At 59.2% G+C, this 17,445-nt stretch carries 20 protein-coding genes and 1 tRNA gene; 10 read left to right on the top strand and 11 right to left on the bottom strand.

All coding sequences use genetic code 11. The features are described 5' to 3' along the window. Positions 1-3: 3 nt before the first annotated feature. Positions 4-711, bottom strand: a complete 708-nt coding sequence (locus ACR0AI_RS12990) for an IS6 family transposase (RefSeq protein WP_480674344.1) — start codon at positions 709-711, stop codon at positions 4-6. A gap of 484 nt (positions 712-1,195) precedes the next feature. Beyond that, positions 1,196-1,285 (bottom strand) — tRNA-Ser (locus ACR0AI_RS12985). Positions 1,286-1,487: 202 nt separating this feature from the next. On the opposite strand from ACR0AI_RS12985, the gene ACR0AI_RS12980 reads away from it, so the two are divergent. The 8 genes from ACR0AI_RS12980 to ACR0AI_RS12945 are packed head-to-tail and all read left to right on the top strand — an operon-like array spanning position 1,488 to position 9,071. Then, complete coding sequence (locus tag ACR0AI_RS12980; RefSeq protein ID WP_480674346.1) at positions 1,488-2,807, top strand: SPOR domain-containing protein; 1,320 nt, start codon at positions 1,488-1,490, stop codon at positions 2,805-2,807. 16 nt (positions 2,808-2,823) lie between these two features. Beyond that, the gene (locus tag ACR0AI_RS12975; protein ID WP_480674348.1) at positions 2,824-3,990 is read left to right on the top strand and encodes a D-alanyl-D-alanine carboxypeptidase family protein; all 1,167 of its coding nucleotides are present in this window, start codon (positions 2,824-2,826) and stop codon (positions 3,988-3,990) included. Further along, complete coding sequence (gene tmk / locus ACR0AI_RS12970) at positions 3,987-4,613, top strand: dTMP kinase (RefSeq protein ID WP_480674350.1); 627 nt, start codon at positions 3,987-3,989, stop codon at positions 4,611-4,613. Before ACR0AI_RS12975 ends, tmk begins: the two co-directional genes overlap by 4 nt. A gap of 3 nt (positions 4,614-4,616) precedes the next feature. Continuing rightward, positions 4,617-5,738: a DNA polymerase III subunit delta' gene (locus ACR0AI_RS12965; protein WP_480674352.1), complete on the top strand. Its 1,122-nt coding sequence runs from the start codon at positions 4,617-4,619 to the stop codon at positions 5,736-5,738. Beyond that, positions 5,735-6,541 carry a TatD family hydrolase gene (locus ACR0AI_RS12960; protein WP_480674354.1) on the top strand — a complete coding sequence of 269 codons (807 nt, stop codon included), beginning with the start codon at positions 5,735-5,737 and terminating at the stop codon, positions 6,539-6,541. The genes ACR0AI_RS12965 and ACR0AI_RS12960 overlap by 4 nt, the downstream gene beginning before the upstream one ends. After that, positions 6,538-7,335 carry an MBL fold metallo-hydrolase gene (locus tag ACR0AI_RS12955; protein WP_480674356.1) on the top strand — a complete coding sequence of 266 codons (798 nt, stop codon included), beginning with the start codon at positions 6,538-6,540 and terminating at the stop codon, positions 7,333-7,335. The genes ACR0AI_RS12960 and ACR0AI_RS12955 overlap by 4 nt, the downstream gene beginning before the upstream one ends. Positions 7,336-7,380: 45 nt before the next feature. Continuing rightward, positions 7,381-8,313: an AEC family transporter gene (locus ACR0AI_RS12950; RefSeq protein WP_170467836.1), complete on the top strand. Its 933-nt coding sequence runs from the start codon at positions 7,381-7,383 to the stop codon at positions 8,311-8,313. 59 nt (positions 8,314-8,372) lie between these two features. Continuing rightward, positions 8,373-9,071 carry a CbiX/SirB N-terminal domain-containing protein gene (locus tag ACR0AI_RS12945; protein ID WP_480674359.1) on the top strand — a complete coding sequence of 233 codons (699 nt, stop codon included), beginning with the start codon at positions 8,373-8,375 and terminating at the stop codon, positions 9,069-9,071. Between the two features lie 2 nt (positions 9,072-9,073). On the opposite strand, the gene ACR0AI_RS12940 is transcribed toward ACR0AI_RS12945, so the two are convergent. From ACR0AI_RS12940 to ACR0AI_RS12920, 5 genes are all read right to left on the bottom strand, one after another. Next, a complete protein-coding gene (locus tag ACR0AI_RS12940; RefSeq protein ID WP_480674361.1) occupies positions 9,074-10,066 on the bottom strand; it encodes a diguanylate cyclase domain-containing protein in 993 nt (330 codons plus the stop codon). Then, positions 10,063-10,650, bottom strand: coding sequence for a heme NO-binding domain-containing protein (locus tag ACR0AI_RS12935; protein ID WP_480674363.1), 588 nt, complete (start codon positions 10,648-10,650; stop codon positions 10,063-10,065). The genes ACR0AI_RS12940 and ACR0AI_RS12935 overlap by 4 nt, the downstream gene beginning before the upstream one ends. 106 nt (positions 10,651-10,756) lie before the next feature. Further along, positions 10,757-12,316, bottom strand: coding sequence for a trimethylamine methyltransferase family protein (locus ACR0AI_RS12930; protein WP_170691982.1), 1,560 nt, complete (start codon positions 12,314-12,316; stop codon positions 10,757-10,759). 122 nt (positions 12,317-12,438) lie between these two features. Beyond that, the gene (locus ACR0AI_RS12925) at positions 12,439-13,131 is read right to left on the bottom strand and encodes an HAD family hydrolase (RefSeq protein WP_480674365.1); all 693 of its coding nucleotides are present in this window, start codon (positions 13,129-13,131) and stop codon (positions 12,439-12,441) included. A gap of 17 nt (positions 13,132-13,148) precedes the next feature. Beyond that, positions 13,149-13,433 carry a DUF3572 domain-containing protein gene (locus ACR0AI_RS12920; protein WP_480674367.1) on the bottom strand — a complete coding sequence of 95 codons (285 nt, stop codon included), beginning with the start codon at positions 13,431-13,433 and terminating at the stop codon, positions 13,149-13,151. 89 nt (positions 13,434-13,522) lie between these two features. Here ACR0AI_RS12920 and ACR0AI_RS12915 point away from each other — a divergent pair, with 89 nt between their 5' ends. Next, positions 13,523-14,920: a diguanylate cyclase gene (locus ACR0AI_RS12915; RefSeq protein ID WP_480674369.1), complete on the top strand. Its 1,398-nt coding sequence runs from the start codon at positions 13,523-13,525 to the stop codon at positions 14,918-14,920. A gap of 5 nt (positions 14,921-14,925) precedes the next feature. Here the strand turns inward: ACR0AI_RS12915 and ACR0AI_RS12910 are convergent, their stop codons facing one another. From ACR0AI_RS12910 to ACR0AI_RS12895, 4 genes are read right to left on the bottom strand one after another with little or no spacing between them, the layout of a single operon-like run. Continuing rightward, positions 14,926-15,399 (bottom strand): periplasmic heavy metal sensor, encoded by a 474-nt coding sequence (locus ACR0AI_RS12910; RefSeq protein WP_480674371.1) that lies wholly within the window; start codon positions 15,397-15,399, stop codon positions 14,926-14,928. Next, positions 15,396-15,749, bottom strand: coding sequence for a hypothetical protein (locus ACR0AI_RS12905; protein WP_480674373.1), 354 nt, complete (start codon positions 15,747-15,749; stop codon positions 15,396-15,398). The genes ACR0AI_RS12910 and ACR0AI_RS12905 overlap by 4 nt, the downstream gene beginning before the upstream one ends. Further along, positions 15,742-16,356: an RNA polymerase sigma factor gene (locus tag ACR0AI_RS12900; protein ID WP_480674375.1), complete on the bottom strand. Its 615-nt coding sequence runs from the start codon at positions 16,354-16,356 to the stop codon at positions 15,742-15,744. Before ACR0AI_RS12900 ends, ACR0AI_RS12905 begins: the two co-directional genes overlap by 8 nt. Positions 16,357-16,362: 6 nt before the next feature. Then, entirely contained in the window at positions 16,363-16,830 is a 468-nt protein-coding gene (locus ACR0AI_RS12895; RefSeq protein WP_480674377.1) for an EF-hand domain-containing protein, read from the bottom strand. A gap of 213 nt (positions 16,831-17,043) precedes the next feature. Here ACR0AI_RS12895 and ACR0AI_RS12890 point away from each other — a divergent pair, with 213 nt between their 5' ends. After that, a complete protein-coding gene (locus tag ACR0AI_RS12890) occupies positions 17,044-17,439 on the top strand; it encodes a DUF983 domain-containing protein (protein WP_170375165.1) in 396 nt (131 codons plus the stop codon). Positions 17,440-17,445 lie beyond the last annotated feature (6 nt).

Here is a 17,445-nt window from a genome sequence, read left to right as displayed (position 1 = left end):
CCTTTATTCGGCACAAAGACCGCGCCACTCGGCAAGAGCGACGGTGCGTGTCAGCTTGAAGGTTTCTCGGCTAGTAAGCGATCTTTCCTGGTTGAAGTGGTTGTAGACAGAGGAGTGGACGGAGGCGAACTTCTGCAAACTTCGCATGCGCCTGAAACGTTGCATGGCGCGTTCGCGTCTTCGAAACGGGAGGTGTGAATTCTCAACGCGGTTATTGAGCCACCTGCCCGTCTGCTGTTTTTCGGCAGCCCCAAGCTCTCTGAGAGCGGCCCGATACGATGCGAAGCGGTCCGTCACAATCTCTTCCGCACAGCCATGGCGCTTCATCAATTTCCGGAGGAATTTCAATGCGGCCTGCTTGTTTCGGCGTTTGGTGACGACTGCTTCCAGCACTTCGCCATCATGATCTACAGCCCGCCAGAGGTAGTGCCTCTTGCCATTCACCTTCACAAAAACCTCGTCCACGTGCCACTTCCATTTCGAGAATGCGCGCAGTTGCTGAACTCGCTTTCGTCTGATCTCAGAAGCAAACATCGGACCGAACCTGTTCCACCAATATCGGACGGTTTCGTGGGAAACGTCGATCCCGCGTTCGTGCAGCAGATCTTCGACATTCCGAAGCGAGAGTGGAAACCGAATATACAGCATCACCGCAAGGCGGATGATCTCGGGGCTGGTCTTGAAATACTTGAAGGAGGCAGGTCTGGTCATGGGCAAAAGCTACGCAACTGCCCTCCCCCGCTCAAGCAATGTTAATCTGACAAGACCGCGTGACCCACCCACTTGAATGGTCCGAACAGGAACGCCTGTTCGGCTTCTGACATCTCCAGATCCTGCGTCCCTGATACAGACTTCGCCCTCCCTGATCCGTCGGCACAATTCCCTGTTCCCACGAGAAAATTCCCTGTTCCGCGATTTAGGGAATTTGCAGCATAAACCTCTGAAAACATACAGTTCTGGTAGAAGAAATGACGGAAGTCAGTCCCGGTTTGCGAAAATTCCCTGTAAATTGCAGGTCATCAGGGAAATCCAATCCAAAGCGACCCCGCTAAAATGCGACACTGAGACTGGCGCCTGAATTGTCCTCTGAATGTACGGTTTGCTTCGTCTCTGATTAAAAGCGCATGCGCCAACGCGCGGGAATTGCGCAACAATTCCGGATCAGAAAATACAACTGAAGTGAGACAGGTATGAGTGGCGGGGAGACAGGGATTCGAACCCTGGGGACGCTCTCACGCCCAACGGTTTTCAAGACCGCCGCATTCGACCACTCTGCCACCTCCCCGTCGAGAGCAGGGTCTAAGGCCAACTGAAATCAGAGGCAAGTCGAAATCGGGAAATCTTGCCGAAGCCTAAGCAGCGGACTTTCCATAGAACCATACCCACGTTATGATCCGCATGAAAGACCGCAGCAGACTGGCGCGAAGAACCGGCTGGCTGACGGTGGGGCTCGGGGAACGAGGCCCCTTCAGGCAAGGGATGACAAAATGAAGCGAGCGACTGAGATCCGCCCAGGGCCAAAACGGCTGGCGTGCTTGGCTGTAGCCTTGGTGGTGTTGTCGGGTTGCGAGGAAACGCTGGCAACCGCAGAAAAAACCGACGAAAACACCAGCAAGAACGAACTTTTCCCGCAATCCTCCGGCGACACACAGCGCGATGTCGAAGCACCGGATGTGTTCCAATTGACCGAGGCCGGATTGTGGGACGGTCGCCCATCGCTGGGCGGGATCTGGGTGGCCCACCCGGATGTGACTCAGCCCGAGCGGGTGATCATCAAGAATGCCTCGAACAACAAATCCGTAACCGGCGCTTTGTTCCGGCGCGAACGCAATCTGCCCGGCCCCGCCTTGCAGGTATCATCTGCGGCGGCGGAGCAGCTGGGTATTCTTGCTGGCGCGCCGACTAAAATCAACGTGGTGGCTTTGCGGCGAGAAACCGTTGAGGTTGCGCCACCCGAGCCCGAGGTCGCTGAGGTCGAGACCGCCCCGGAAGCAAGCACCGAGACCGCCGCCGCCAGTGACGTGGCCGAGGTTGATGCGTCCGAGGCTACCTCTGAGACGGAAAAACCGGCCAAGCGCAAGTGGTGGCAGAAAAAAGCCCCTGCCGCAGCGGCGACTGCAGGCGTTGTGGGCGCAGCCGCTGTTGCCTCAGACGCAGCCGAAGATGGGGCCGTGGCCGCCATAACTAGTGACGTGGCCGAAGTTGATGCGCCCGAAGCTACCTCCGAGACGGAAAAACCGGCCAAGCGCAAATGGTGGCAGAAGAAAGAACCCACCGCCGCGGCGACCGCAGGCGCTGTAGGTGCAGCCGCTGTTGCCTCGGACGCAGCCGTGGATGGCGCCGAGGCCGCCGTCGAGGCCACCGCAGAGATATCGGCGGCCAGCACGTCTCCGGCTTTGACCGATGCACCGGTGGTTGCGCCTGCGGAAAAACCGACCAAGCGCAAGTGGTGGCAGAAAAAAGATCCCAACGCGATCACCGAAACTACGCTTGACCCGATCGAAGGGGCCGCAGCCGCTATCGACGCCGCAGAGCCGACGCCTGTCGCCGCGACGGCCGCCACGACATCTTCTCTTTCGAAACCCTTTGTTCAGGTTGGTACGTTTGGTGTTCAGTCCAATGCAAACAGCGCCGCCGCCAAGATCCGCAGAAACGGCATGTCGGCCGAGGTGCGAGAGTTAAAGACCGAAGACAACACCGTCTGGCGCGTGCTGGTCGGACCCGCCGCCACCCGCGCCGAGCGCAAGGCCATCCAGAACGACGTGAAAGATCTGGGCTTTGGCGACGCGTTCACCGTGGCCAACTGAGAACAGGAGGCACCTTATGCTATCCGCATTGCGAACATCCGTTTTCACCCTCGGGATGGCTGTTCTGGCCCTGCCCGCCCACGCGTTCGACACCTCGGCGCGCGCGGCATATGTAATGGATCAGACCACAGGTACCGTGCTTCTTTCCAAAGACGCTGATCAGCCGCTTCCGCCCGCATCCATGTCCAAGCTCATGACACTTTATGTCGCGTTCGAAGCCCTACGTGATGGGCGTTTGACGCTGCAGGAGACATTGCCTGTCTCGGAACATGCCATGAGCTATGGCGGCTCAACCATGTTCCTGAACACGCAGGACCGTGTGTCTGTCGAGGATCTGATACGGGGCATTATCGTACTGTCTGGCAATGACGCTTGCGTGGTGATCGCCGAGGCGCTTAGCCCCGATGGGACCGAGGCCGGATTTGCCCGCTATATGACCCAGCGCGCGCAACAGATGGGGATGAACAACTCAAACTTTGCCAACTCCAACGGCTGGCCTGCTGCCGGGCATATGATGTCCGTGCATGATCTCGCCGTCCTCGCAGATCGGCTGATCACGGATTTCCCAGAATATTACCCGCTGTTCGCTGAAGAAGAATTCGAGTTTGACGGGCGCGCGCCTTCGAACAAGCGCAACCGCAACCCGCTGCTACGTCTGAACATCGGGGCTGACGGTCTGAAAACAGGCCACACGCAAGAGGCCGGCTACGGCCTTGTCGGATCGGCCAAACAAGGCGACCGCCGGGTGATCTTCGTTCTCACTGGCCTAGACAGTACCGCTCAGCGGGCAGAGGAGGCTGAGTCCGTGGTTAACTGGTCGTTTCGAAATTTTGTCGAGAGGACAGTTGCCACCGAAGAAGCGCCGATAGCCGAAGCCAAGCTGTGGATGGGTGAGAAAAAGACCGTGGGTCTGGTGCCCGACGGCGACCTGAATGTTTTGTTCCCGGTTCTGGGCACCCAGAATATCGAAGCCGAGGTCGTCTATGACGGCCCCATCAACGCACCTGTTGCCAAAGGCCAGCAACTGGCCGAGCTGGTGATCAAGCCCGAAGGACTGCCCGAAATCCGACGCCCTCTGTTCGCGGCCGAGGATGTCCCGCCGGGCGGTTTCATGGTGCGCATGATGACGGTCGGCGGCATTGTCCTGAAAGACGTAATCAATAACCCGCTGGAGTCGATGTGACGCAACGCGGGTTATTCCTGACCTTTGAAGGCATAGACGGATCAGGCAAATCAACTCAGGCCCGGATGCTGGCCGAGTCCCTCCGCAATGCGGGCCATCAGGTCGTTCTGACGCGCGAACCCGGCGGGTCGCCGGGGGCAGAAGAAATCCGCCGCCTCGTGCTGGAAGGCGACCCTGACCGTTGGTCGGCGGAAACCGAGCTGTTGCTGTTCACCGCCGCCCGTCGCGATCATCTGGAACGAACAATCGAACCGGCCTTGGATGCGAGAAAAGTGGTGATCTGCGACCGCTTCGCCGACAGCACAAGGATGTATCAGGGCCTGTCCCGTGGGAACCTGCGGGCGGTGGTCGATCAGCTCCATGACCTTATGATCGGGCGCGAGCCGGACATGACCCTGCTGATCGACATGGACCCGGACACTGGCCTGTCTCGTGCCAAAGGGCGACAGGGCACCGAGGAGCGGTTCGAAGATTTCGGCCCTGCCCTGCAAAAACAGATGCGCGCCGGGTTTCTAGCGCTGGCTGATGAGTTTTCCGACCGGTTTCGCGTCATCGATGGCAATCGCGACATGGACAGTGTCGCGCAGGATGTGAGAGATATCGTCGAGGCAGCCTTGCGATAGACGATGAGCGACGACACCCCAACCCCAGATCAAGCACCCGGAGCGCCGCATCCGCGTGAGACCGCGCAGCTGTTCGGGCAGGACACGGCCGAGCAAGCGTTTCTGAGCGCCTACAACTCGGACCGGCTTCACCATGGTTGGCTTCTGACCGGCCCGCGCGGCGTCGGCAAAGCCACGCTGGCATGGCGGATCGCGCGGTTTCTGCTCGCCACCCCTCCGGCGGATGACGGAGGGCTGTTTGGCGCGCCTCCGCCCCCGCAAACGCTGGAGATCGACCCGGACCATCCGGTGACGCATCGTATATCTGCTGGCGCAGAACCGGGGCTGGCGGCGATCACCAGGTCGCTGAATGATCAAGGGCGTCTCCGGAATGAGATCGTGGTGGATGACATCCGCAAGCTGGGCAAGTTCTTCGGCCTGTCCTCGGCAGATGGCGGGCGGCGAGTGGTCATTGTGGACGCGGCTGATGAGATGAACGTCAGCGCCGCGAATGCCCTTCTGAAAATGCTGGAGGAGCCACCGGCGCGCACCACGTTGCTGCTGATCTCGCACCAACCCTCGCGCCTGTTGCCGACCATCCGGTCCCGTTGCCGCACCTTGCGTCTCTCACCGCTGGGTCCTGAGGATATGCAGACCGCTTTGGTACAGACCGGGGCGGAGGTTCCCAGCCAAACCGATCACCTTGCCGCTCTTGCCGCTGGGTCGGTGGGCGACGCGGTCCGTCTTATCAATCTGGGCGGGCTTGAGATCTATGCCGAGTTGATCGCTATTCTGGGCACCCTGCCCCGAATGGACCGTCAGCGCGCCCTTAAGCTGGCCGAAGCCGCCGCCCAGCGCGGCGCAGCCGAGCGTTTCGAGCTGTTGCTGACCCTGATCGACGTGGCACTCTCGCGTCTGGCAATGACCGGCGCGACAGGCGCAGCCCCCATACCAGAAGCCGCCCCCAACGAGGCGGAAATTCTGACACGGCTTTCAGCCTCCCCCCATCAGGCCCGCAACTGGGCCGAGGTGGCGGCAACGATCACTGCCCGCGCACGTCATGGTCAGGCGGTGAACCTTGACCCTGCCGCTTTGGTCCTAGATACGATGTTCAAGATACAAGAAACCTCCGGTCAGAGCAGATGAGCAACACCCCCCAAATCACCGATAGCCATTGCCATCTGGACTTCCCCGATTTCGAAGGGCAGCTGGACCAGATCATCGCCAATGCGGCCGAGGCCGGTGTGACCCGCATGGTCACCATCTGCACCCGTCTGCGCAATGAACCCAGCGTGCGCGCCATTGCCGAGGCTCACGCACCGGTCTTCTATGCCGCCGGGACCCACCCGATGAGCGCGGCGGACGAACCGATGGCGAGTGTTGATGAGCTGGTTGCACTGGCACAGCATCCGAAATTCGTGGGCATCGGCGAGACCGGGCTGGACTATCACTACACCGCCGACAGCGCCGAGGTGCAAAAGCAATCTCTGCGCGTTCATATCGAGGCGGCCCAACGCACCGGCCTGCCTCTGATCATTCACGCCCGCGCAGCCGATGACGATATGGCGCGCATTCTGGCCGAGGAATACCACAACGCGCCCTATTCCTGCGTGATGCACTGTTTCTCATCCTCGGTCGAGCTGGCAAAGGCTGCCCTTGACCTGGGGTTCTACCTGTCGATGTCCGGGATCGCTGCATTCCCCAAAAGTCAGGAGCTGCGCGATATCTTCGCAATCGCTCCGGTAGATCGCATTCTGGTCGAAACCGACGCCCCCTATCTTGCCCCGCCCCCATACCGGGGCAAACGCAATGAACCCGCCTATACCGCTCACACAGCCCGCAAAGGGGCCGAGGTGTTCGACATGGACTACGCAGATTTCGCCGCCCAGACACAGGTGAACTTCGACCGCCTGTTCTCAAAAGCGGCACAGTACAAGGCCGCCGCATGACACAGCTGCGATGCACCATTCTGGGCTGCGGGTCTTCGGGCGGCGTGCCGCGCCTTGGTGGCCATTGGGGCGATTGCGACCCTCAGAACCCAAGAAATATCCGCCGCCGCTGCTCGATGCTGGTCGAGCGGGATGGGCCAGAGGGCACGACCTCGGTCCTGATCGATACCTCGCCGGACATGCGCAGCCAGCTTCTGGATACCGGAACCGGGCGGCTCGACGGGGTGGTCTATACGCATTCTCACGCCGATCATGTGCACGGCCTTGATGATCTGAGAATGATCGTCTTCAACATGAAAACCCGCGTGCCGGTCTGGGCGGATGGCGACACCCAGAATGCCCTGCTGGGACGCTTCGGATATGCGTTTATCCAACCCGAGGGCTCTCCATACCCACCGATTCTGGATCTGAAATCCATCGACGGCCCATTCGAGATCGACGGCCCCGGAGGTCCGATCCCCCTGCGCCCGTTCCGCGTGAACCACGGGTCCATCGACTCGCTGGGGTTTCGGATGGGCAAGCTCGCCTATCTGCCCGACGTCGCTGAAATTTATGACGATGCCTGGGCCGAGATGGAAGGCCTGGATTGTCTGGTCATCGACGCCCTGCGTCGCGCGCCGCACCCTACCCATGCGCATCTGGAAAAAACGCTAGGGTGGATTGAGAAACTTCAGCCCAAATGCGCCGTCCTGACCAATATGCATATCGACCTGGACTATGCGACGGTCGAGGCCGAAACCGCCGACCACATCACCCCCGCCTATGACGGGATGGTGATCGAGCAAGCGCTGTAAGGCCCTGCCTATTGCGGCACACATATCGCCAAAACCGGGGGCGATATGCTTCAAAGTCTGATTGACGTCATCCTACCGGTCTTTCTGGTGATTGGCGCAGGCTATGCGGCGACACGATCAGGCTATTTCAAAGAGGCGCATGTCGACGGGTTGATGCGCTTCACGCAGGGCTTTGCCATTCCCTGCCTTCTGTTTCTGGCTATCGCCCATCTGGATCTGAGCGCCAGTTTCGACCCTCGGCTTCTGGCCAGTTTCTATTCCGCAGCCGGACTTTGTTTTACTGCGGGACTGTTCGGGGCACGGCTGATCTTTGGTCGTGATTGGGAAGACTGCGTCGCCATCGGCTTTTGCTGCCTGTTTTCGAACTCGGTCCTTCTGGGCCTGCCTATTACCGAACGCGCCTATGGCCCAGAAAGCCTGACGGGCAATTACGCCATCATCGCCTTCCACTCACCGTTCTGCTACGGTGTCGGGATCACTGTGATGGAGATCGTGCGCAATCGCGGCCATGGTGGCACAAAAATGGTGCGCTCGGTTCTCTCTGCGATGTTCAAGAACGCGTTGATCCTTGGTATCGCGCTTGGCTTTGTCGTCAATCTGTCCGGGCTGGTCATTCCACAAGTGGTGGATGAGGCGCTGGAACTCGTGACTCGTGCCGCCTTGCCCGGCGCGTTGTTCGCGCTGGGTGGCGTGCTTGTGAAATACAAACCCGAAGGGGATCTGCGCACGATCGCCTATGTTTGCGGGATTTCTCTGATGTTGCACCCAAGCCTCGTGTGGCTGTTCGGAACATCCACAGGGCTGCCGCAAGACCTGTTCCGCTCCGGAGTGCTGAACGCAGCGATGGCCCCAGGTTTCAACGCCTATATTTTCGCCAACATGTACGGGCGCGCCAAACGGGTCGCGGCCTCTTCTGTGCTGATCGGAACCGCCACCTCAATCCTAACCGTCTGGCTTTGGCTGACACTTTTGGGCTAACACGCGCCTTGACATAGAGAACCGGCGACACACTTACCGCTCAGGAACAGGAGTACGGAATGCCGCACGCCATCATCGTTGCCCATGGTCAGCCCTCAGATCCGGAACCAGCTGAGGCATCGCTGGCCACGTTCGCCGCAGACGTGAACGCCCTCGCGGCCGAAGTGTCGGTCCATTCTGCAACACTTGCAAATCCCGGCGCGCTTGAAGAGGTGATGGACAGCCTGCCACACGACGCGGTGATTTACCCCCTGTTCATGGCCAAGGGCTGGTTTGTTACCAGCGCCTTACCCAAACGTATCGGGGATCGCAACTTGCGAATTCTGGACCCGTTGGGCACCGACCCCATGCTTCCCGATCTTGTCAGCGACGTGTTAAAATCGGCCCTGAAGGAAAACGACTGGAGCGCGGCTGCTTCCGATCTGATCATCGCCGCGCACGGCTCAGGCCGCAGTAGAAACCCCTCGGCTGTAGCAAATGAATTTGCCGAGCAACTGTCGCGGAAAACGACGTTCCGCTCGATCCGCGTCGGATTTGTCGAGGAACCTCCGTCGATTTCCGATGCCGCCAATGGTGCATCAGAGCAGTCAATCTGCCTGCCGTTCTTCGCCTGTCGCGGAGGTCACGTGCTGGAAGATGTCCCAGAAGAGCTGGACAAGGCGCATTTCCGAGGCACTGTTCTGCCGGTGATAGGCGAATTGCCCCCGATACAACGCCAAATCGCGAGCGCTCTGCAAGCGGCGTTTTCCACGGCCTAATTTCAGGATTGCGCCTTGAGCAGCGTAGAATACAGGCGGTGACACGATCTCCCCTCTCGCTTGGCTTGATACAGCGCGAGGTCCGAGGCCTGCAGAACATCTTCGGCCCTCGGATTGTCAAAATGCGTTGACAAGGCGGTGCCGATACTTGCGGAGATACGGCAATCCTTGTCCTGAAACCTCATCGGTTGGTTCAGTCTTTCGATCAACCGGTCTGCGATCGCCGAAAGCCTGTCCGTGTTGGACAGGCCTTGGAAAACGATGACGAACTCATCCCCACCGATTCGTGCCACCGTGTCGTCGTCTCGGGTCTCTTCGATCATGATCCCGGCGGCCTGTTGCAGGACGAAATCACCCGCAGCGTGCCCCAGCCGGTCATTCACGGATTTGAAGAAATCCAAATCTATATGCATCACCGCAAATGGCGCATTAGACGCGATCATCTGTCCTAGAAGGCTGTCCATCGCGCGACGGTTTTTCACTCCGGTCAGGGTGTCGGTATAAGCTTGCTCTTCGGCTGCGAGCATTGCGCCCTGTAGCCTGAGGTTCAGCGACCGCGACGCATCCATCGCGGCCGATTTCGCCTCAACCAGATAGAGAAGTTCGATCGCCAGATCAGTGCCGGAAAAATCAGCGCTTGTCAGGGCGTAGTCGCGTACCGCGTCGAGGATCGAGATACCGAAGGACAGGTTGACAACCGCCCCTTCCCCGCCCGGAAGCGGTGCGACCAGACCCTTAAGGGCCGTGCGCGGCTCATCATGAAATCGCAGATTCAGGTTCGCCCCGGCCATAGCCATAAGCGCCGGTAGAGTTTTCACCGTGCGAGGGCGAACCATCTCAAAAATATCCAGAAAACACCGCCCCTCCATGACGCAGTCCGGGCGTAACTTCTGCAATGTCGGACCGACACGCAGGATGTGACCGTCCTGGTCGACCAGCAGAAACATTGGGCACAGGGTTTTCAGCAGTTCTGCCAGATCATCCATCCGCGTCATGCGCCCCGCGCCCCCAGATCGAATTGCCGTCCCTCCGCAAATGCGCTTTCGACAAGCAGGATCGAGATCACCTCAGCCTCGCCCTGCTGACCTTCATGCGAAAGCATCACTAAAGCACCGTAATCATCTGCCATCGCACGCAAAACACCAACCATTGCGCTAGCATAACCGGGCAGCCCGGGCCCACAGATGAGCTGAAATTCGGTCTGCGAAAGCTCTTGCAATTCGAGGGCCGGAAGAGACAGGTCGGACACAGCCAGCCGCACCCGATCCGCCAGATCATCAAGGGAATGGAGGAATTCTACATAGGTCACGCCGCCAAACCGCAAAAGGCGGCGCAGTCCTTCGGTATTGGGATGCGAAACCAGATAGGTTCCTACGTCTTCCAGAATCTCGGGTCGCGGTCGGGCGAGCACGGTACTGAGCGCATCCAGCAGAGGGGCCGTGATCGCGTCATCGTAGGTCAACATGGCCTCAAACTCGGAAAATCCCAATCCGGCCGACTCTGTTATGCGCTGCCAACACGGCCGCCCGTAGGTTGCGCATACAAACGACTGTATCGCCCGATTGATCAGACCATGCATCAGATGCCTCAGATTGGTTGCACCCGTACTGTGGCCTGACAATCCTTAACAAATAGCCAAGAACCGCTGCTGATCAGCGGAAAGACCTCTTAGTATCATAGCGATATCAAAAATCCGTCGGTGCCCCGCCTTCGGCTTTACGGCGGGTGACGAACTCGGCCAACTCCTCGCGAATACCCTCGTCCAGAGCCGGGGCCTCAAAGCTTCCGATGATCTCTTTGAACATGTGATGCGCGCGTTCCGCGGTCCAAATACCTCCTGCGATCTCCCAGCCTTCGTAATTCTTCCAGTCGCTCAGAAACGGTTGATAGAAGGCGGTCGTGTAGCGGTCCTGAGTGTGCTGAATGCCAAAGAAATGCCCGTCATTCCCGACCGCACGGATCGCGTCTAGGGCGATCTCATCCGGGCCGGTCGCGGTGAGATCAGGATTCATATACCTTTGAATTTGCTGAAGGATTTCGCAATCCATGATGAACTTTTCAGGGCTTGCAATCAGCCCGCCCTCAAGCCATCCCGCTGCGTGATAGACCATGTTAGTCCCCGACTGCACCGACGCCCAGAGCGAGTTTGACGTCTCCCACACCGACTGCCCATCCGGCACATTCGCCGCACAGACGCCTGACGATCGCATCGGCAGACCATAGAAGCGCGCCATCTGGCCCGTCATCTGAGTGGCCCGCATATACTCTGGCGTCCCGAAAGCCGGGGCCCCGGATTTCATATCCACGTTCGAGGTAAAGGTTCCAATCACGCAGGGAATCCCCGGGCGCACATATTGGAACAGAGCGATAGCACAGAGCGCTTCGGCCAGAGATTGCGCCACCGCGCCAGCGATTGTGACAGGGGCCATCGCTCCGGCCAAGGTAAATGGCGTGACAACGATAGCTTGCCCGCGCCGCGCCAGACGCAGGCAGCCGTCGATCATCGGGTGGTCGTGCTTCAGCGGCGAGGTCGAGTTGATGTTGGTATACATCCGCGGCGTGGCCTCGAACTCTTCGTGGCTCAACCCGCCCGCGATGCGGACCATCTCCATCACGTCTTCCACCCGCTCTTTACCCAGCGAATAGGCGTGCATCGCCTTATCCGTCAGGGTCAGCTTGTCATAGAGCACATCCAGATGGCGGATGCTGGCGTGAATATCGACCGGCTCAACCGGGTAGCCGCCGGCAAAATGGATGCAGTTAAAGTACTGTGTCAGCTTCAGCAGGTTACGGCACATCTCGCGGTTGCCGGGAACTTTGGTTCCGATCTCCATATCCCAGTAGTTCGGAGGGGAGGAGACGTTGCCGAACAGGATGTTCCGCCCACCAATCTCGATCGTCCGGTCGGGATTGCGCGGCGTGATCGTGAAACGGCTCGGGGCTTTTGCCACCATCTCCATCACGAAATCGCGGCCCATCCGCACGTTATCACCGTCTATCGTACAGCCCGCCTCACGCAGGATGCCGATGGCTTCTTCGTTATAGAACTCGACCCCGATCTCTTCGAGAATTCGCATGGCGCCGTCGTGGATTGCCTCGATCCCGCCCTGATCCAGAGGCTCGGTCGGTGCATCAATATTGACCGGTGGGTTCCACGGCATCTGATCAATAGCCGCACTGCCTCTGCGCTCGGCAGCGCCAGCGCGCCCTCCGCTGCGACGTCTGCGCGATTTGGTTCCGGCCATGTTAGACTCCCTGCCAGTTGCCTGATTTCAAGCAAGCCTAGGAAAGCGGTAGCACGCCGTTCCATCTGCGACAGATTTTGTCGTTTACAAGCTTTGAACCGCCGGAAACGGATTCTGCAGCTCTAGTTGTCCGCCAACCAAGCCGGGATATGACCTATGTCGGGCAAGACAACATCCGCCATCGGCGCCAGAACGTCGGCTTTGGCGAGACCGGTGAGGACTCCGATCGTAGTCATCCCTGCCGCCCGCCCGGCCTGCAGGTCGTGCAGGCTGTCGCCAACCATAGCGATGCGATCCGGCTCAACGCCGATATGCGCGGCGAAGGCCAGCAATTGGCCTGGGCCGGGTTTGAACCCATGACCACTGTCATAACCGGCAATAAAGTCGAAATGGTCTTTGACACCCACCGACTCCAAGTGCTGAAGCGCCGGGTGCTCGCTGTCATTTGTGGCGACCCCCAGCTTGAGGCCGGCCTGTTTCAACGCATCCAGGAACGGCCCCAAAGGCACCGCCTGAGCTTGCGGCGCGGCTGCGGCCTCAGCATTCATCAACTCGATCAAGGCGTCACGCGGCATGCCATCGACATGCGGCAACAGGGCTTCTGCGATTTCCTCAACGGTTCCCGCAATCACGACGCTATCAGGAGAATAGGTCTCGGTCTCAAGGTCGAAGCCGATGATCCGACCCAGCTCCGCCGCACGGTCCGAGTCATACTCGGCCAGACGCAACAACATGGTCCGTCCGAACGTGCCCCAGGTGTTTGCGAAGTCAAACAGCGTGCCGTCCTTGTCGAACACGATCGCATCTATTGGCATGAAAAGCTCCTGCTGAGTCAGGTCCAGTGAACGTCGGAACCACCCGACAACACCGCTTGCGCCTGAGCGGGTTGGTCATACGGCACCGCCGCCGCGTCACAAAATGCCATGATCCACGAATCGTCAAGCATCAGGAAATCCAGAACTGAGGCCAAAAACACCGGCTCACCTGCCCTGTTACGCAGATCATTCGCTGCGGCACCGGTCGAGCCGAGGAAAATGGGCAAAAGCTCCTCATTCCCGACCAACCATCCGAGGGCATTCAGAGCAAGAGTTTGGGCGGAATCTTCGGAAATCGACATAAACTGGCCTTAGTCCCCTGTCTTGGAAAGGGTTTGTTAACCAGACTCATAAACACTTTGTTCACGCATGCAATCAATGGTGAGCAACTATGTCCGTGCAGGGAACCATCCTTGTTTTAGATGGGGTATCTACAAACCGCATCATGCTGAAGGTCCAGCTGACAGCGGCGTGGTACCATGTGGTACAAGGTGAGAAATTGGCAGGCCTCGCCGCGCTCTTGCGGCGTGTGCGGCCAGATCTTGTGCTAACCGCGCAAACGCTGCCCGACGGCACAGCGGCGGATGTCAAAAGCCTGATTGCGAAAAATCCGGCCTTGGGTGACGTGCCCGTCGTGGCGCTGACCGCCCAGAATGACAAGCAAGCTCGATTGCGGGCTTTGGCCGATGGTCTGGATGATGTTCTGACCCACCCGTTCAAGGATACACTGCTGCTGGCCCGTATCCGCAGCCTTTTGCGCGCGCGCGCCGACACGCAGGACCTGCAATTGCGCGAGGACCCTCAGTCTCTGGGCTTGGCCGAGCCGGATACCCCACTCATTGCAGCCCCCAAACGGGCCCGCGTTGCGGTATTGGCGCAAACGCCGCGCAACGGCGCGCTTTGGCAAAAGGCGCTTTCCGGGCAATCCCGTTACGCCCTGTCCTCGCACCACCAATCGGATCTTCAGGCCTTGCTCTCTGGCCCTGTCCCGGACGCAATCGTGGTCGAGCTGGATGCAGACCGATCCGCGCTGAACATCCTAGCCGACCTCAGATCGCGCGGCGCCACGCGTCATACGGTCCTGATCGGCGTGCTGAATGACAACAACGCCACCCGCGCGTCCGAAGCGCTGGACCGGGGGGCAGATGCCGTCTGTCTCGGCGGGTTCTGTGCAGAAGAAATCGTGTTGCGGCTGGACAACCAGATTGCCCGCAAAAGCCGGATGGACAGGATGCGGGATTCTCTGAAGAAAGGGATCGCCGAATCCTGGATCGACCCTCTGACCGGGTTGCAGAACCGCCGCTATGCCATGCGCGCCATCCAGCAGATTGCACAACAATCGGCACAGACCGGGCGGGGTTTTGCCCTGATGCTGGCCGATCTGGATCATTTCAAGGCGATCAATGACGAATACGGTCACGCCAGTGGTGATTGCGTGCTGACTCAAGCGGCGGCACGGATGCAACAGGTCGTCGATAAGGCAGGATTCGTCGCGCGCATCGGCGGAGAGGAATTCATGATCGCCGTTCCCAACATCTCACGCGCCAAGGCGCTGACGATGGCAAGCACCCTGTGCGAGGCGATCTGTGCAGTACCTTTCCGGCTGCCCGATCAGCGCACGCCGATTTCCGTAACCATAAGTGTGGGTCTGAAAATGTCTGCTCCGGCCTACCTTTCACAAGACGAGGCCGAACCTGTCGAGCAGTTGATCAAATCCGCAGACAAAGCGCTCTACGCTGCCAAACAGGCCGGACGCAACCAAGTGCAGATCAGGCAAAGCGCTGCCTGATCGCCTCAGTGCTTTTTCTTATGACCGCGCGGGCCGCGTTTGACCACCTCTTCCAGACGGGTCGCATAGGTCTGACGCTCTTCGTCGCTCATCTGTGTGACCAGAACCAACCATTTCTCTTGCAGCGCGGCCTGCAAATCCGCCGTCGCTTGCGCCTGCTGCTGCAGCAAGAGCGTGACGGTTTCGGGATCAAAAGGAACAGCCCGCAACGCTTCAGTCACGACCATGAAGTCCTGCGAGCGCCCCTTGGCCCCTTTGCCGTGCAGGCCGGATAGCTCTCCCCTCAAGGCTTTGCGATCCTCTTTCGGCAAGGCTCGGTACAATGCGGGCCCAAAGCCCGGCGGTGCCTTGGCGTGATCGCTGTTCTTCAGCCGCAATACGCTGCCGACCGCTACCCCGATAATCAACAGGTTGAACGCCAGAGAGAGGGTCAGAACGATCGGCATCCAACGACGTTTCGGTTTTGGATCAGTGCTCATTCCGTACTCTCCAGAAAACTGGTGTCAAATCCAAGGTCAGTTGCCAGAACGCTGCCATCCGTTGCACCGAACAGGCCAACCGTATCCGGCAGAACGGCAGGCGCAAAAAACCCAATGAAAATCCCTGTGACGCTCGCAGCGGCCAAGCCGCTAAAGCCCTGCCATCCACCGATATTGTCCAGAAGGCGTGACCACAGGGACCGTTCAGGGCGCGTGTGTTTCGCCAACCTCGTTAGCCGAGTGGTCTCAGCGTCTGTCTGGATACGCACGGCAAGATCATCCGGCAACTCGGGTCGGTCATTGCGCGCCTGAGCAAACAGGTTTTCCAGTTCCATGTCGTCATCAGCCATCGTCATACCCCAGTTCTTCCCGCCGTCCGGCCAATATGGCCGACAAAGCCCGCTTTCCACGTGCGGTCAAGCTCTCGACCGCTTCTACCGATAGGCCCATGACCCCGGCAATCTCGGGGTTGGACAGTTCCTCAATATGCCTCAACACGACGGCCTGTCGCTGTCGGTCGGGCAATTGCATAAGCGCAACCTGCAACGCGTCATGGCGCGCCGTATCCTGCATTTTCTCAACTACGCTGGCCGCGTTGTCGGGCGGCTCAGCCTCTTCGGGCAACTGCTCGGGTGTCTTTTTGCGCTTGCGGTCCAGACACAGGTTCAGCGTCACCCGATAGAGCCAGGTTGACACTTTGGCCGTGCCCGGCACCCACTTAGGAGCCATCTGCCACAGCCGCATCATGGCATCCTGTGTCACATCCTCGGCCTCGGCCCGATTCCCCAGCATGCGCAGAGAGACCGAGTAGCAACGCGGGCCCAGCCGGTCCGTCAGGATCCGCGCCGCCCCGGCATCGCCATCGGCAAACATCCTCAGCAACTTATCGTCACCAAGGTCGTCCGCGGTGCAACTCGCACCGCGAACGTCTTGAGGGTGGGAGGTCAGATCCTCCATCCCGCATCAGCTATCGTCGGCGTCCGATTTCTGGCGCTTTTTTTGATGCTTGCCCATCTTGTCTTTTGCATCGGCAAATTCCTGTTCCGAGATGCCGCCGCTGCTATCCGCGTCGATCCGATCAAACATCTTGTCAGCCCGGCGCGGTTTGGGCAACTCATCGGTGCTGAGAACCCCATCGCCATTCGCGTCATGCTTTTCGAACATTTTGGTCACGCGATCATTGGTCTTCTGTTGGGCCGCAGCCTGCATCTCCTCGACGCTCAACTGTCCATCGCCGTTAGTATCAGCCTTTGTGAAGCGCTGTGCGCGATGGGCCTGCATCTCTTCCTTCGTGATCTGACCGTCCGCATTGGCGTCCAGTTCCTGAAACGAAACAGGCTCACGATCCTTTGGGCCTGCTGCCAGTGCCGATGTACCTGTGATCGCCACTGCAGTCAGAACGATGGCCGGGATGAATTTTGTGTTCTTCATATCGGTTTCCCCATATTGGCGCGACCTGATTGCCGCTGCTCATATCCATTCAAACGCGGCACCAGGGGGTTTCCGTCGAAAAAAGTTTACCGAAGGATCAGCGGGTCACGAACGCTTGCCCGGACCGAACGATGCAAAGCGACGCACCCCCCTTTTCTATTCCGGCAAACAGGCCCATTATCCGCCAAAGATAGATGCGCGAGTTACATTATCATGGATCAAACGATCACCCCCGCAGTGGAAGAAGAGCGCGAAACATGGCCTGCTTTGGTCAAAGGCTTTCGTTGCAAATGCCCGAAATGTGGCGAAGGCAAGCTGTTGCACAGCTATCTGAAGGTCAACGACAGCTGCGCAAATTGCGGGCAAGAGCTGTTTCACCACCGCGCAGATGACGGCCCCGCCTATCTGACGATTCTGCTGGTAGGACACCTGCTTGCCCCTGCGCTTCACGTGTCATACGTGCATTGGCGACCGGACCCGTGGACCATGGCCATCGGGTTTTCCGTCGGCTGCATAGCGCTGTCGCTGTTCCTGCTGCCTCGCCTGAAAGGGGCGGTCGTAGCCTATCAATGGGCGCGGCGCATGCATGGGTTCGAGAAAGCCGCGTGACCGCAT

This window comes from Ruegeria sp. BG3, assembly GCF_056538485.1.
Note: the sequence above shows the minus strand (reverse complement) of the source record. Positions and strands in the feature narration are given on the sequence as shown.

Bases quoted from the DNA above. Each gene is read 5' to 3' on its own strand.
- ACR0AI_RS12960 (WP_480674354.1), top strand. From the start codon at position 5,735: ATGAGCAACACCCCCCAAATCACCGATAGCCATTGCCATCTGGACTTC.
- ACR0AI_RS12900 (WP_480674375.1), bottom strand. From the start codon at position 16,356: ATGGAGGATCTGACCTCCCACCCTCAAGACGTTCGCGGTGCGAGTTGC.
- ACR0AI_RS12935 (WP_480674363.1), bottom strand. From the start codon at position 10,650: ATGCATGGTCTGATCAATCGGGCGATACAGTCGTTTGTATGCGCAACC.
- ACR0AI_RS12980 (WP_480674346.1), top strand. From the start codon at position 1,488: ATGAAGCGAGCGACTGAGATCCGCCCAGGGCCAAAACGGCTGGCGTGC.
- ACR0AI_RS12940 (WP_480674361.1), bottom strand. From the start codon at position 10,066: ATGACGCGGATGGATGATCTGGCAGAACTGCTGAAAACCCTGTGCCCA.
- ACR0AI_RS12920 (WP_480674367.1), bottom strand. From the start codon at position 13,433: ATGTCGATTTCCGAAGATTCCGCCCAAACTCTTGCTCTGAATGCCCTC.
- ACR0AI_RS12910 (WP_480674371.1), bottom strand. From the start codon at position 15,399: ATGAGCACTGATCCAAAACCGAAACGTCGTTGGATGCCGATCGTTCTG.
- ACR0AI_RS12905 (WP_480674373.1), bottom strand. From the start codon at position 15,749: ATGGCTGATGACGACATGGAACTGGAAAACCTGTTTGCTCAGGCGCGC.
- ACR0AI_RS12955 (WP_480674356.1), top strand. From the start codon at position 6,538: ATGACACAGCTGCGATGCACCATTCTGGGCTGCGGGTCTTCGGGCGGC.
- ACR0AI_RS12930 (WP_170691982.1), bottom strand. From the start codon at position 12,316: ATGGCCGGAACCAAATCGCGCAGACGTCGCAGCGGAGGGCGCGCTGGC.
- ACR0AI_RS12890 (WP_170375165.1), top strand. From the start codon at position 17,044: ATGGATCAAACGATCACCCCCGCAGTGGAAGAAGAGCGCGAAACATGG.
- ACR0AI_RS12925 (WP_480674365.1), bottom strand. From the start codon at position 13,131: ATGCCAATAGATGCGATCGTGTTCGACAAGGACGGCACGCTGTTTGAC.
- ACR0AI_RS12945 (WP_480674359.1), top strand. From the start codon at position 8,373: ATGCCGCACGCCATCATCGTTGCCCATGGTCAGCCCTCAGATCCGGAA.
- ACR0AI_RS12965 (WP_480674352.1), top strand. From the start codon at position 4,617: ATGAGCGACGACACCCCAACCCCAGATCAAGCACCCGGAGCGCCGCAT.
- ACR0AI_RS12895 (WP_480674377.1), bottom strand. From the start codon at position 16,830: ATGAAGAACACAAAATTCATCCCGGCCATCGTTCTGACTGCAGTGGCG.
- ACR0AI_RS12950 (WP_170467836.1), top strand. From the start codon at position 7,381: ATGCTTCAAAGTCTGATTGACGTCATCCTACCGGTCTTTCTGGTGATT.
- ACR0AI_RS12975 (WP_480674348.1), top strand. From the start codon at position 2,824: ATGCTATCCGCATTGCGAACATCCGTTTTCACCCTCGGGATGGCTGTT.
- ACR0AI_RS12915 (WP_480674369.1), top strand. From the start codon at position 13,523: ATGTCCGTGCAGGGAACCATCCTTGTTTTAGATGGGGTATCTACAAAC.
- ACR0AI_RS12990 (WP_480674344.1), bottom strand. From the start codon at position 711: ATGACCAGACCTGCCTCCTTCAAGTATTTCAAGACCAGCCCCGAGATC.